The sequence below is a fragment of the Flavobacterium sp. genome (genome assembly GCF_049590715.1).
Taxonomy (GTDB): domain Bacteria; phylum Bacteroidota; class Bacteroidia; order Flavobacteriales; family Flavobacteriaceae; genus Flavobacterium.
In genome coordinates this window covers 1-15,572 of the sequence record NZ_JBAWDL010000278.1, presented here as the reverse complement: position 1 = coordinate 15,572, position 15,572 = coordinate 1, and the positions used below count along the sequence as shown (strand labels likewise).

10 protein-coding genes are annotated in these 15,572 nt (G+C 32.9%); 6 read left to right on the top strand and 4 right to left on the bottom strand.

Annotated elements, in window-relative coordinates:
* Positions 1-160: 160 nt before the first annotated feature.
* Complete coding sequence (locus tag WBQ70_RS12510) at positions 161-1,087, bottom strand: GYDIA family GHMP kinase (RefSeq protein WP_423914767.1); 927 nt, start codon at positions 1,085-1,087, stop codon at positions 161-163.
* Positions 1,088-1,103: 16 nt separating this feature from the next.
* On the bottom strand, positions 1,104-2,420 hold the full coding sequence (locus tag WBQ70_RS12505; RefSeq protein WP_423914764.1) for a hydroxymethylglutaryl-CoA reductase, degradative: 1,317 nt from the start codon (positions 2,418-2,420) through the stop codon (positions 1,104-1,106).
* Positions 2,421-2,758: 338 nt separating this feature from the next.
* Here WBQ70_RS12505 and WBQ70_RS12500 point away from each other — a divergent pair, with 338 nt between their 5' ends.
* From WBQ70_RS12500 to WBQ70_RS12490, 3 genes are all read left to right on the top strand, one after another.
* Complete coding sequence (locus WBQ70_RS12500; protein WP_423914762.1) at positions 2,759-4,930, top strand: S9 family peptidase; 2,172 nt, start codon at positions 2,759-2,761, stop codon at positions 4,928-4,930.
* Between the two features lie 161 nt (positions 4,931-5,091).
* Entirely contained in the window at positions 5,092-6,636 is a 1,545-nt protein-coding gene (locus tag WBQ70_RS12495; protein WP_423914759.1) for a peptide MFS transporter, read from the top strand.
* A 45-nt stretch (positions 6,637-6,681) separates the two neighbouring features.
* On the top strand, positions 6,682-7,146 hold the full coding sequence (locus tag WBQ70_RS12490; protein ID WP_423914756.1) for a thioredoxin family protein: 465 nt from the start codon (positions 6,682-6,684) through the stop codon (positions 7,144-7,146).
* Positions 7,147-7,221: 75 nt separating this feature from the next.
* Here the strand turns inward: WBQ70_RS12490 and fbp are convergent, their stop codons facing one another.
* A complete protein-coding gene (gene fbp / locus WBQ70_RS12485; protein WP_423914753.1) occupies positions 7,222-8,235 on the bottom strand; it encodes a class 1 fructose-bisphosphatase in 1,014 nt (337 codons plus the stop codon).
* A 150-nt stretch (positions 8,236-8,385) separates the two neighbouring features.
* Between fbp and WBQ70_RS12480 the strand changes: the two genes are divergently transcribed.
* From WBQ70_RS12480 to WBQ70_RS12470, 3 genes are all read left to right on the top strand, one after another.
* Positions 8,386-8,862, top strand: a complete 477-nt coding sequence (locus WBQ70_RS12480) for an N-acetyltransferase family protein (RefSeq protein ID WP_423914751.1) — start codon at positions 8,386-8,388, stop codon at positions 8,860-8,862.
* Between the two features lie 23 nt (positions 8,863-8,885).
* On the top strand, positions 8,886-10,142 hold the full coding sequence (locus tag WBQ70_RS12475; protein WP_423914749.1) for an aspartate kinase: 1,257 nt from the start codon (positions 8,886-8,888) through the stop codon (positions 10,140-10,142).
* A 302-nt stretch (positions 10,143-10,444) separates the two neighbouring features.
* Complete coding sequence (locus tag WBQ70_RS12470) at positions 10,445-13,882, top strand: hypothetical protein (protein ID WP_423914747.1); 3,438 nt, start codon at positions 10,445-10,447, stop codon at positions 13,880-13,882.
* Between the two features lie 914 nt (positions 13,883-14,796).
* Here WBQ70_RS12470 and rpe read toward each other — a convergent pair.
* A complete protein-coding gene (gene rpe, locus WBQ70_RS12465) occupies positions 14,797-15,459 on the bottom strand; it encodes a ribulose-phosphate 3-epimerase (RefSeq protein ID WP_423914745.1) in 663 nt (220 codons plus the stop codon).
* Positions 15,460-15,572 lie beyond the last annotated feature (113 nt).

The following is a 15,572-nucleotide window of genomic DNA, read 5'->3' as shown; positions in this document are numbered from 1 at the left end:
CTGAAATTAAAGATAATAGAAAACAATTTAATTTCTAATCTTAGGGTAGTAATTATTAATTTCAAAAAAAAAAATCCGATACAATTGTATCGGATTTTTTTTTGAAATAGAGTTACTGTTTTAATTTAATGTTCCATATGCAGTTCACTTTGGTGGCACTTTATGATTTGGAATTTAAAATCAGTTCATCAAAAGTAAAAATCGTATGGTAGCCTTTTGAATTAAAATAAACGATAGGGTTCTCACTTGAAACCGCCATAATAAAATCACCTCCCCAAGCACCAAGACTTTTAATGCTTCCATTAAAATCATCAAAAATCATTTCTTTGACAGTATTATCTTCTAGGATGATACTCATTCTGGCTTCATGTTTTTCAATAGCATTGCTAAAAGTATCAACGGTTGTTGCTTCTAGAACCTCTTGAGTAATTTGGTTGTTCTTAGCAATGGTTCTTTCTAAATTGTGATTTTTATTGCTATTGTAATTGGCAATCGCTTTTTTGCTACTTTGTTTTTTATTGAGATAAACAAAATAGATTTGGTTGGTGAAATCAGGATTAAACGTTATTTTCTTAACTATTGGTTTGCCTTGTTCAAGATGGTAAATAATAGGACCATCATTCTGGGCACAGGCAATATCATAACCACTTCCTCCAAAACTAGTATTCAACAAGTCAAAAGCATCAATTTCTAGCCATTCGCCAATGTTGTTAATGAGTGTAGATGAAGTTCCTAAGCCCCATTTTCTAGGGAAGGTCAACTCCGTAGTAATGTGGTATCCTTGATTTTGGTTTAAGAAAGTATCATTTTTGAGAGAGGCCTGATACAAAATGGTAATCAATGTGTTTTTTACCGTTTCTATTTCACTGGGAACATAGTTGGTTATTTCGCTAAATAAAATAGTATCTTCAAACCAGATGCTGCCATCAGCATCATAGCTTTTCCAATGGATTTCTTGGTTTTGACCTTCTTCAATAATTAGATTTTGTCCAAATTTAGTGGGTAGAGCAAAGGCATTGGCACCATCTAAAACTAGGTATTCTCCAGTGATTAATAATTTTCCGTTGCTGTAAAATGTTTTTTTCATGGATTGTAATCCTTTTTTATTTTCTTAGACTTTCAATGTAACTAACAACAGCGCTGTGAGAAACCACATGATGCTTAAAGTATTTACGAATCTCGTAACGTTCTTCGTCATTGGCTTCAAACTGGTTTAAAATATTGTTCAAATGCATTTTCATATGTCCTTCTTGAATACCAGAAGTTGTTAAAGAACGCAAAGCTGCAAAGTTTTGGGCTAAACCAGCTACGGCTACAAACTGCATTAATTGCTCAGCGGAAGGGTTTTCTAGCATCTCTAAGGATAGTTTTACCAAGGGATGCAAACTCGTTAATCCACCAACAGTTCCTAAAGCTAAGGGCACTTCAAGCCAAAACATGAAAACACCATTTTCAATTTTAGCATGTGACAAACTGGAATACTGTCCTTTATGAGCAGCATAAGCATGAACACCAGCCTCTACAGCACGGAAATCATTACCTGTAGCGATGACAACCGCATCGATTCCGTTCATGATTCCTTTATTATGGGTTACGGCTCGATACGGTTCGACTTCAGCAATTTGAACGGCTTGTACAAATCGTTCTGCAAATTCCTTTGGATTCGGAATGTGTTTTTCTTCTAAATCTTCAATCGGGCAAGACACTTCGGCACGAACAATACAATTGGGAACATAGTTAGAAAGTATGCTCATGATGACTGCGATTTCTTTCTCAGTTTCTGAAAATAAATCAAAATTTTGTGCTTCTTCTTTTAATGTTTTTGCAAATTGTTCCAAGCATGAATTGATGAAATTAGCCCCCATGCTATCTTTTGTTTCAAAAGTGGCATGTAGTTGGTAATAATGGTCAATCAAATTGGTTTTGTCTCTCAATTCAATGTTTAGAATACCACCGCCACGCTTTTGCATATTGGTTGTAATGTTATCGGTGTCAGCGAAAAACTTTGATTTGGTTTGAATAAAAAACAAATCTAGTTTTGATTTGTCTCCTTTGTATATAAAATGGACTTGACCAATTTTTTCGGTGTTAATTACAGTTGTTTTGAATCCGCCACGAGTGGACCAAAACTTTGCTGCCTTTGAAGCTGCAGCCACAACGGAACTCTCTTCAATCGCCATCGGGATGGTATTGTATTTGCCGTTGATTAAAAAATTTGGTGCTACACCCAGTGGGATGTAAAAGTTTGTAATGGTGTTTTCAATGAATTCATCGTGGAGTTTTTGAATTTTTTCATCGGAATTCCAATATTTCTTCAAGAGAGATATGGCTTCATTAGGAGTTGAAAAATAAGCATCAGCAATCCAGTTTATTTTGTCTTCTTTGGATAATTTAGAAAATCCTGAAAAAGGTTGATTCATTGTCAAGGTGTTATGTTGTAATTAGTTGCAAAGATACATTTTTAGCTGTTTTATTGGCTAATAATAAATGGCTTTCGAATGAGACTTTCGAATGATTTTTAGGATTTGTCTTTAGAAATGGAGTTTAATTGTAAATTTTTCTGTAAAATTGAAAGTGTTTTATAATTGATAGAAAACAAAAGATGAAACACATAGAATGTGAAAAGGTTTTAAATAATTGAACCATTAAAATTAAGAGAAATTAAGGGTCTAGCGCAATGAAACTTAATTGCTTAATGGTTAAAAAAAAACACTTTATGTTTTTGTAAAATTTAAATGGTTTAGAAAATAAAGTAATTATGATAAGATGGTTTGTAGGAATGTTTTTGTTTCTGGGTTTTTCTCTTTTAGCACAACAAAAAATAAGTGTTGAAGATATTTATAGTGGTGTTTTTCGAGAAGAAGGCATGATGGAATTGCAATCGCTAAAAAATACAAACCAGTACACGGTTTTGAATGAGGATGAAAATAATCGTAGCATTCAAATTGATTTGTATGATTTTGACACTTTGAAGAAAATAGCCACGTTATTTGATACTAAAAGTTACAGCCGTTTGCCTCGTATTGAAAGCTATTCTTTTGATCCTACTGGAAAAATGATTTTATTAGCGACTAATAAACGCCCAATTTACCGTCATTCCTTTACTGCAGATTATTTTTTGTATGATATAACTAGCAAACAGTTGACAAAATTATTTGAGTCACCTGTGCAAGAGCCAACATTTTCTCCTGATGGTAAAAAGATCGCTTTCGCAAAAGAAAACAACCTTTTTGTATATGATATGGAATCCAAAACCACAACGGCAATCACCACCGATGGAAAGAAAAATGAAATTATCAATGGGATTTCGGATTGGGTGTATGAAGAAGAATTTTCTTTTGTACGTGCTTTTGATTGGAGTACTGATAGTAAAAAAATAGCCTACCTCCGTTTTGATGAAACCCACGTTCCAGACTATTCGATGGTGATTTATGGACAAAATTTATACCCTTCCATTGAAACTTTCAAATACCCAAAAGCAGGTGAGCAAAACTCCAAAGTGTCTGTGCATATTTATGAGGTTGCATCGGCTCATTCGAAGAAAATAAATTTAGATAATTACACGGATTTCTATATTCCACGAATCAAATGGACAAACGATGCTAGTGTATTGTCAGCAAAAATTTTAAATCGTCATCAAAATAATTTGGATTTACTATTTGTAGATACACAAACAGGAAATACCAAAGTTGTTTTGAACGAAAAAAACAAAACCTATATTGATTTTGTTGATAAAGACAATTTAAGCTTTTTGGAAAATAATCGCTTTATTTGGATGAGTGAGCAAGACGGTTTCAATCATATCTACTTGTATGACAAAACGGGGAAGTTGATAAATCAAGTTACCAAAGGGAATTGGGAAGTCACGCAGTTTTATGGATATGATGAAAAGAATGAAACGGTTTTTTACGAATCAGTTGAAAAAGGATCAATTTATCGTGATGTTTATCGCATTGGTTTAGATGGTAAGAATAAAGAGTGTTTAACAAAAAAAACAGGAACCAATAAAGCGACTTTTAGCCCGAATTTCCAATATTTTATTAATGATTTTTCAGCTGCTAATCAACCTTCGATTTATACTTTGAATGAGTCTAAAAAGGGGGAAGAATTGCAAATAATTGAAGATAATGAGGGATTAACTACTATTTTAAAACCTTATGATTTGCCTGCGAAAACTTTTTTTACCTTAAAAACGGCTAAAGGAAACGAATTAAATGCATGGATTATTAAGCCTAAAGACTTTAATGCTTCCAAAAAATATCCCGTTTTGATGTATCAATATTCGGGGCCTGGTTCGCAACAAGTAAAAAATGAATGGAATAGTTATGATGATTATTGGTTTATGATGTTAGCGCAACAAGGCTATATTGTAGCTTGTGTGGATGGAAGAGGTACAGGTTTTAAAGGCGAAGCATTCAAGAAAGTAACGTATAAAGAATTAGGGAAGTACGAGCTCGAAGATCAAATTGATGCAGCCAAAGTTTTGGCTTCTTATCCTTATGTTGATGTAGCTCGAATAGGAATTTTTGGTTGGTCGTATGGCGGTTTTATGGCTTCGAATTGTATTTTGAAAGGAAATGAAATCTTTAAAATGGCAATTGCTGTGGCTCCAGTGACCAACTGGCGTTTTTATGATAGTATTTATACCGAGAGATACATGCAAACGCCACAGGAAAATCCTAGCGGTTATGATGATAATTCCCCGCTTAATTTTGTTTCTCATTTAAAAGGGAAATATTTGCTCATTCACGGCAGTGCTGATGATAATGTGCATCTTCAAAATACCATGAAAATGTCTGAAGCTTTGATTCAAGCCAACAAACAATTTGATTCTCAGATTTATCCTGATAAAAATCACAGTATTTATGGTGGCATGACCCGAATCCAATTGTATACTAAAATGACAAATTTTATTAAAGAGTCGCTGTAATCTATTTTTTAAATTAAATTTACGACTCAGCTATAATAATTAGATACGAATTTTATTTGCCTATGGCAGATTTGTGAAATTTAAAGCGTTTGTGTTCGTGTTAATTTGTGTAATTCGTTTGAAAATATAAAACTGTTTAACCTACAATAATATTCCATTTTATGAATCAAAATACTTCAGAAGACCAATTTTTTAAGAATCCTGTATTAGGACATCCTGCGGGGTTATTTGTTTTGTTTTTTACTGAAATGTGGGAGCGTTTTTCCTATTATGGTATGCGTGCGTTATTAGTATTGTTTTTGACTACTTCTTTGTCTAAAGGCGGCTGGGAATGGAATGTAGAAGATGCATTGGCGTTATATGGAACTTATACGATGGTAGTTTATTTTACGCCTATACTGGGAGGATATCTTGCGGATCAATATATTGGATATAGATGGGCAGTAGTGATTGGGGCTTTTATGATGACTCTAGGACATGCATCAATGGCGGTCGAAACACCTTTGTTTTTATATATTGGAATTGGTTGTTTGATGGTAGGGAATGGGTTGTTTAAGCCCAATATGACTTCTATTATATCAAATGCCTATGAGAAACATCCTGAAAAAAAGGATGGAGCTTATTCTTTGTTTTATATGGGGGTAAATGCAGGAGCGTTTCTAGGAATTATGCTTTGTGGTTATATAGGCGAAAAAGTATCTTGGAGTTTAGGTTTTGGATTAGCAGGAATCTTTATGTTCTTCGGAATGTTACAGTTTTATTTTACTCAAACTATTTTTGGAACTATTGGATTGCCACCTACCTCTGAATCTAAATTGGCTATCAAACAAAAAGAAGCTCAGGAAAATGTAGCTCCTCATATTATTAGAGATCGAATTATAGCGGTTATTATTTTTTCGGTATTCTCTGTTTTCTTTTGGGCAGCTTTTGAGCAGGCGGGAGGCTCGATGACTATTTTTGCTGAAAAATTTACACAAAGAGAGTTATTTGGTAATACAGGCTTACTGTTTAAAATATCCGATGCTTTATTGACTATTATTCCTTTAATTGTTATTAGTTATGTTTTGGTGAAATTGTTTTCGAAAACAATAAAAGAATATGCTTTAGGAAACAGCATTCTATCGTTAAGTTTTATTTTGATATGGGGTATTGTTATTTGGAAGATAAATAGAGATTTTTCAACGACAGAAACCGAAGTTCCTGCTTCTTGGTTTGGGATATTAAATTCATTGTTTATTATTTGTTTTGCCCCTTTTTTCTCGAAGTGGTGGGGAAGTAAATATAATATTTCAGGACCAATGAAATTTGGTTTGGGGCTTGCTTTACTAGGATTAGGTTTTGGGTTTTTGGCATATGGAAGTATGGGGATTACAACAGATTCAGTAGTGAGAGTCAGTATGATTTGGCTTATTGCGGCTTATTTATTTCATACTTTGGGAGAATTGTGTATTTCGCCTGTGAGTTTGTCATACATCAGCAAATTAGTACCTGCTAGCTGGATTGGAATTATGTTTGGAGTCTATTATTTGTTTCTTGGAATGGGTAATAAATTGGCAGGTTCAATGGGAGGCTTGATTGAGTCAATCACCGTACAGTATAGTTTGTCAACGTTTTTCTTAATATTTACAATTATTCCTGTGGGTTTGGGATTGTTAATGATTTTATTATCTCCTCTTATGAAAAAGTTAATGCATGGTGTAAAATAGAATTAAGGTATTATATTTGTTAACTTGTTTAGAAAAATCCAGAAAATGAAAAAAATAATAATAGCGTTTCTTATCGTATTTTCGGTAAACACTCAGGCACAAGATTTAAAATGGCATACTAACATCAAAGAGGCAATTGCGGTAAGCAACAAAGAAAAAAAGCCATTGATGTTGTTCTTTACTGGTAGCGACTGGTGTGGATGGTGCATTCGTTTACAAAATGAAGTCCTTAAAACTCCTGAGTTTACAAAATGGGCAAAAACAAATGTAGTTTTAGTTGAATTAGATTATCCACGACGAACGGCTCAATTGCCTGAAATCAAACAACAAAATGCCGAATTGCAACAGGTTTTTGGGATTCAAGGTTTTCCAACTGTATTTTTTACGAATGTAGAAAAAGACAAAGATGGCAGGTTAAATTTTAAAGCATTAGGAAAAACGGGTTATGTTGCTGGAGGTCCTCAAGCTTGGTTGGCTGAGGTCAACGGTTTTTTGAAAGCTAAAATATAAATTGTTTACATAATGAAAAAGCTCTTGGAAATCATTTCAAGAGCTTTTTTATGTTCGTTTATTTCTGGTAATAAACTATTCTTTTTTTGCTTTGCGCATAAATTCTTCGGCTTTTTCAACCATATTGTAACTTCCGCAGAAGATTGGCACTCTTTCGTGTAATTCTGTTGGTTTTAGTTCCATAATACGTTTGTATCCATCTGAAGCTTTTCCGCCGGCTTGCTCTACTAAAAAAGCAATAGGATTGCATTCGTACAACAATCTTAATTTTCCTTTTGGTGCTTTGGAACTGGTTGGATAAATGTATACCCCACCTTTAATCATATTTCTATGAATATCCGAAACCAAACTTCCGATATATCTTGAAGTATAAGGGCGATCACCTTCTTCTGATTGACAATATTTTAAGTAATCTTTTACTCCTTGTGGAAACTGAATGTAATTCCCCTCATTGATAGAGTAAATGTTCCCATCCTTTGGATATTGCATATTAGGATGCGATAAATAAAAGGTTCCAATGGCTGGGTTTAATGTAAATCCATTTACACCATGACCCGTTGTGTAAACTAGCATCGTTGAAGTTCCGTAGATAACATATCCAGCAGCAACTTGGCAAGTACCAGGTTGTAAAAAATCTTCCAGTGCTACGGGAGTTCCTATTGGTGTTACTCTTCGGTAAACCGAAAAAATTGTTCCTACTGAAACATTTACATCAATATTAGACGAGCCGTCCAATGGATCCATTAATACAACATACTTGCTAGAATGTTTGTTGTCATTTCCTTGAATAGTGATAAAGTCATCATTTTCTTCTGATGCAATACCACATACAATCTCACGATTGGTTAAGGTTTGAATGAAAATTTCATTAGCGTAAACATCTAATTTTTGTTGATCTTCTCCTTGAATGTTTTGTTCTCCAGCTGCTCCAATAATGTCAACTAATCCGGCTTTGTTTACCTTATAGTTAACCACTTTTGCTGCTAATCGAATGGAGTTGATGATTCTGGACAATTCTCCTGATGAATATTGAAAAGCATTCTGGTTTTCAATGATAAATTCTCCTAGGGTTTTGTTGTGTTCTTCCATTAAGAAATCGTTGTAGTTAGTTTGAAGTCACAAATATCGCCTTTTTTGTGAAAACGAAAATAATAAAATCTACTTCATTTGTTAGAATTGTATCTTTGCATAACTTAATAATTTAACAGATTGTTATAAAAATGCTTAAAATCAGATTTAATGAACATTAGAAAAGCAAATTCTGAAGATATGAAAGCTGTTTTAGCCCTTATTCAAGAATTGGCTATTTTTGAAAAAGAGCCAGAAGCAGTCGTTGTTACTGTTGCTGATTTGATTCGGGATGGTTTTGGGAGCAATCCATTGTTTAGTGTGTATGTTGCTGAGACTGATTCTAATATAATAGTTGGAATGGCATTGTATTTTTACAAATATTCCACTTGGAAAGGAAGGAGTATTCATCTCGAAGATTTGATTGTTACGGAGAATTATCGAGGGAAAGGTGTTGGAAAAGCATTGCTCTTTAAAATGGTAGAACTAGCTCGTGAAGAAAAAGTAAAACGTTTAGAATGGAATGTATTAGATTGGAATAAACCAGCAATTGATTTCTATATAGAGTCGGGGGCTGAAATCCTAAAAGAATGGCAACTTGTTAGGCTTGATGAACATAGAATTATTAATTTTGCCAAAATAAAATAAAATTAAACATTTAGAATAAAAACATGAGAGTATTTAAATTTGGTGGTGCTTCTGTGAAAGATGCAGAAGGAATTAAAAACGTTTATGATGTTTTACAAAAAGTAGGATATGAAGATGTATTGCTAGTTGTTTCTGCAATGGGAAAAACAACAAATGCTCTTGAATTAGTTATCAAAGACTATTTTGATAAATCACCTTCATTACAATCCTCAGTTCAAGAAGTAAAAAAATACCATAACCAAATCCTAATGGATTTGTTTGAAGATGAAAAGCATGAAGTATTTCAAGCAGTAAACACTCATTTTGCCGATTTAGAGTACTTTTTATCCCATAATAAATCGCCTAATTATAACTTTGTTTACGACCAAGTAGTAAGTTACGGAGAGTTGATTTCGACTACGGTATTGAGCCATTATATGAGTTTTATGGGCATTCAAACACAATGGATTGACGTTCGTAATTTTGTGAAAACAGATGCGAATTACAGAGACGCTGAAGTAGATTGGGAATTGACACAAAAGAACATTTCTAAAAACGTAAAAAGAAAAATATTAAACATTACGCAAGGATTCTTGGGTTCTGACGAAAATAACTTTACTACTACCTTAGGTCGTGAAGGATCAGATTACACGGCAGCTATTTTTGCTTATTGTTTGAATGCTGAAAGTGTCACTATCTGGAAAGACGTACCTGGGGTAATGAATGCAGATCCTAGATATTTTGAAAATGCAAGTTTGTTGAATCAAATTTCTTATAGAGAAGCAATTGAATTGGCTTTTTACGGCGCAACCGTTATTCACCCAAAAACATTACAACCCTTACAAAAAAAGGAAATTCCTTTATATGTAAAATCGTTTATCAATCCATTGTTGAAGGGGACTGTGGTTTCTAAAGGAATGGCATTAGAACCATACTTGCCTTGTTTCATTGTAAAAAGAGACCAGCTTTTAATTTCACTTTCTTCTATTGATTTCTCTTTCATTATGGAAGAGCACATCAGTGAAATTTTTGCGTTGTTTCACCAATTCAAAATCAAAGTGAATTTGATTCAAAACTCAGCGATTAGTTTCTCAGTTTGTGTGGAAGATAAATTTGGAAACTTTAAAGATCTGATTGCAATTTTAGCAAAAAGATTTAAAGTTGACTACACTGAGCATGTAACTTTATACACTATCAGACACTTTAACGACATGGCTGCTGAAACAGTCGAAAAAGGAAAGAATGTTATCCTGAAACAAGTAAGTACTGAAACTATGCAAATCATTACAAGCGAGAAATAGTTTGTTTTTTACACCGATTTACAAAGTAAAAAAATAAATTACACAGAATTTCAACATAAATTGCAGCAATAAAAGGTGTAATTTGTGTTGTTTTTTTGTTTGTAGCCATTTTATAATAAGTTTCGGTTTTACTTAATAGATACAAGATTTGTATTTTTTATTTTAGTAGTCTCTGTAAGAAACGGCTATATCAAACATTTTAATCCAGTTGATCACAATATAACAAACGGATAGTCTTAGTACTCACTACTTTTTAAACGCATAAAATACACTACTTTTGACATATTGACGTTATACACCTTATGTTAAAAAAAGCACTTTTTTTAATACTTATTTTTTATTTTCCTAGGCTTCTCGCTCAGGACAATAATTCATTGTATAAAACTAAGAAGCTTTCTGTTTCTACAGACACCATTCGGGTAGAGCCTTTCAGTATTAACCCAAATCATTTCAAGCTAATTGATGATCAAAATGATATTGTTGATAGCAGTAATTATACAGTTGATTTTCAAAAAGGAATTATAATTTTTAAAACCTCTTTTATTCAAAATCACTCAGATTCGGGTATCACGGTACATTATTTAACTTATCCAGATTTTTTAACCAAAGAATATAAGATTTACGATTCCAGTAGTGTAGTCACTAATGATATTTCTGCACAACCACTGTACAAAATAGAGAATAATCTTTCGACTAAAAAAGTCCCTTTTGATGGATTGAATACTTCAGGAAGTATCACCCGTGGTATTACAATAGGAAGCAATCAAAATGCAGTTTTAAATTCTAATCTAGATTTACAAATTACAGGCAAATTATCCGAAAAAGTGAGTTTAAGAGCTTCCTTGCAAGACAGCAATATCCCAATACAAAATGGAGGTTATTCTCAGAAATTAGATCAGTTTGATAATATTTTTATGGAATTATTCAGTGAAAAGTGGAATATTAGAGCCGGGGATATTTTCTTGGATAATCATAAGACTCAGTTTCTTACTTTTAATAAAAAAGTGCAAGGTTTAGCGGTCAATTTAGATTTTGGAACCGAAGAAAGTAAAACCAATATTTTTGCTTCGGCGGCACTTGTTAAAGGACAATATGCTAAGAGTAGTTTTAAAGGAATTGAAGGGAGTCAAGGGCCTTACAAACTAAAAGGACAAAATGGGGAATTGTATGTTTTAGTTATTTCAGGTTCTGAAAGGATATATGTCAATGGACGACTCTTAAAAAGAGGGGAGAACAACGATTATACGATTGATTATAATGCTGGTGAAATCACATTCACACCACTTTTTACCATTACCTCAGAAATGAGAATTGCAGTTGAATATCAATTTACTGACCGTAACTACACTCGTTTTGTTACCTATGCTGGCGCTTCTCATGAGGATAAAAAATGGAGTTTAGCAGGGTACTTATATTCTGAAAATGATATAAAAAACCAACCAGTACAACAAAACCTTTCGTCTGAACAAGTTAATATTTTAGCTGATGCGGGTAATGATACCAGATTGATGGTGGCACCTTCAGCGTATGCGGACACCTATTCTGAAAATAAAATTTTATATGTTAAAAGGATCGAAAATGACATCACCTATTTTGAATATTCAAACAATCCTAATGATACTCTTTTTAATGTAAGTTTTACTGCCGTTGGAAATAACAATGGAGATTATATTTTGAAAAGCAGTTCCAGTATTACTAAAATTTACGAATATATTGCTCCAATAAATAACATTCCACAAGGGAATTATGAGCCTATTATTCAACTTGTTGCGCCTACTGAAGTACAAGTGGCAACTTTATTAGGGAAATACAATCCTTCTGAAAAAACAGCTGTTGATTTTGAAATAGCGGTAAGTAATAATGATAAGAATCTCTTTTCAACGCTGGACGATTCCAATAATCAAGGAATGAGCGGAAAAATAAACGCAAAACAACGGCTATTTTCAAAAAAATGGAAAATTGATGCTTTTGGTAAATACCAATTCATACAAAAGAATTTTGCGTCGGTAGAACGTCTTTACACCATTGAATTTGATCGTGATTGGAATTTAGAAACAACGCTTTCAGGAAATCAAAGTTTATTGGTCTCAGGTTTGAATTTTAATCTGAGTCCTAATGAAAACTCCAATAGTAGTGGAATGCTAACGTATCAATTTGAAAAACTTGATTTCTCTGATAGTTTCTCTGGTAATCGGCATGTTGTTAATGGTTTGTTCCAATTGAAAAGCTGGAATATTAATACCCATGGGAGTTATTTAAAAAGCGATAGTCAAAACAGTGAATCTAAATTTGTAAGAAATCAAACGCAGGTTCGCTATCATTTTGGTAAAAACTGGATTGGTGGTAGCAGTCGACTTGAAGATAATCAATCCAGAATCAAAACTACAAATGAATTTGCTGCATTGAGCCAACGATTTAATGAATATGGATTTTTTACGGGACGAGGAGACAGTACCAAAGTATTTGTTGAAATAGGTCTTTTGAAAAGAAGCAATGATAGCATTCAAAACGGCCTTTTGCAACGAGTAAACAATTCAAATTCCTATTTTTTAAAATCAAAATTAATTCAGAACAGCACAAGTGATTTAACGGTTTATACAAATTATAGAGTATTAGAATACGTTAATTCAGCGCAAAGAAAAGAATCTACTTTAAATTCAAGAGTAGTATTCAATGATCGTTTTTTCAATCAATTGATTCAGAGTTCTACGGCGTACGAGACTAATTCAGGAACATTGCCTCAACAAGAATTTACCTATCTCGAAGTTGCTGCTGGGCAAGGAGTTTATATGTGGAATGACTACAATAATAATGGTATTCAAGAATTACAAGAATTTGAAGTTGCCCCCTATATTGATCAAGCGAAATATATCCAAGTTTTTCTGCCTAATTTGGTTTACATCAAAACACATCAAACTAAATTTTCTCAATCCATCATTTTAAATCCCAATCAATGGCAAAATAAAACAGGTCTACAAAAATGGATTTCCTATTTCTACAATCAAACTTCTTTTTTGATAAATCGAAAAACAAAAAACGAAGGAGATAATTTTGATTTGAATCCATTTAATAATTCCAAAGAAAATGTATTAGGATTAAGCTCTAGTATTCGAAATACATTATTTTACAATCGCGGTAAACAAGATCATTCTGTTACCTATACGTATATAGAAAATAAAGCTAAAAACCTGCTTTCAAATGGGACGCAAGAATCTGACAACAGTTCGCATCAATTTCAATATACCCATCTTCATCATAAAAGTTGGTTGATCAACGCTTCCGTAAATACAATTGCGACAAAAGTTACTTCTGAAAATTATCCATTGAAAAACTACACCATTTCAGGGTATCAATTGATTCCTAAAATCAGTTATTTGTTTTCTAAAAATACGAGCTGGGATTTGTTTTATGAATTACAAAACAAGAAAAACCAAATTGGAAATTTAGAATCATTACTTCAAAATCGCTTTGGGACATCCCTTTCATATTCTGGAAAAAAGAATTTTACGTTAAATGCCGAAGTTTCTTTTTACCAAAATAATTTTGATGGTGATGAATTTTCATCCGTTGGGTTTCAGATGCTAGAAGGATTACAGACAGGACAGAATGTTGTATGGAAATTGCTTTTGCAAAAAAATATTACTCAGTTTTTAGATGTTAACTTTAATTATTTAGGAAGAAAAAGTGAAACGGGTAATACCATTCACACGGGGAATATCCAGCTAAGGGCTTATTTCTAAGTAAAAAAATGGAGTGCCATCAGATGATACGCCATTTTACCCAAAACCCAAATTAATCCAACAAGGAGTACCTCAAAGCTGATTTAAACTAGGTATGCCTTTTACACTATCTTATTTTATTTTGTGTGTTGCGTCATTTGTATTGATGCTTTTTGTTGTTGTTGCGTCTTTTATATCTTGTTTTTAAAAAGGCGTTTTATTTGTGTTGGTATCCTTTTTCTAAAAAATATCGTCAATATAAACGGCTATTATTAAGCTAACTTTTCTTTTTTTACTAAATTATCATAGTCCAAGAAAATATATTTTCATTATCTATTAAAAGAGTTTTATACAAATATGATTTTATGGGTAAAGAAATTCAAATCATCGATGAGAGGAAAATCCTTATTGCGTACACTTACATTATGCTAACTTTGGGAATGCGAGATTATTTAATAGATTTGTTTTCTAAATCATCATTTGTCCATCAGTACATTACTCGTTTATAAATATGAAAGCTGTGGTTTTTTCTTGGAAGGATTTTGTCTAGGATAAAGTACTGCTAAGAAAATATTACTCTTGGGGTACACGCATCTGCACATACTTTACATTTTTATTGTTTAAAGAGTAATTTAACAAGTGCCGTTATTTTTTTAAGACGAGTTTATTGAAGGGGTGAAATATTTAAATAATGAAAGTTGCCTGATAGTTTTATTCCAAAAAAGCAATTTCAGATTGTATCTTTATAGTAATTATTTTGAATTCTAAGCAGTTATGTTAGAACATTTTTTGAGACTTCTTATTTATTCAAAAAGGAACATTCCGAATTTTTCACTTCAGTTTCTCAAATGATTACTATAGATGAAAAGTATTGTGGATAAAAAAAGCAGTCTGAAAAGAAACTTTCAAACTGCTTTGGAATAAGATATTCGAATTTAAAATGCAGTCATTTTTTTCAAATCAGTAACAGTTGCAATTGGATCAGCAGCACCAAAAACATAGCTACCCGCTACAAGAACATCAGCTCCAGCTTCAACCAATTGTTTAGCATTTTTATTGGTAACACCTCCATCAATTTCAATTATAGTTGAAGCCCCTTTTTTAGTGATTAACGCTTTTAACTTTCTTACTTTATCGTAAGTGTTTTCAATAAATGATTGTCCTCCAAAACCTGGATTAACACTCATAATACAAACTAGGTCAATATCATTAATGACGTCTTCTAGTAAGTCAACATTCGTATGTGGGTTTAAGGCAACACCTGCTTTCATCCCTTCGGCTTTGATGGCTTGTAAGGTTCTGTGCAAGTGAGTGCAAGCTTCCAAGTGAACAGTCAATACATCGGCACCTAGCTTTTTAAAAGTCGAGATGTAACGATCTGGGTCAACAATCATCAAGTGTACGTCAATAGTTTTAGTAGCATGTTTTTTGATCGCTTCTAGAACGGGCATTCCAAAAGAAATATTAGGGACAAAAACACCATCCATGATATCAATATGAAACCAGTCAGCCTCACTTTTGTTAATCATTTCGATATCGCGTTGTAGGTTGGCAAAATCAGCAGCCAATACTGATGGCGCAATAAGTGTATTTTTCATTTTTCTTTTGTTTTTAGTGTGTTGTTGTTTGAATTTGCAAAATTAGTTCATTTAAAACAAACCCAAAAATTTTTTATTTTATTTGTGACCTTTGTCGAGAGGCACTGCAGTGC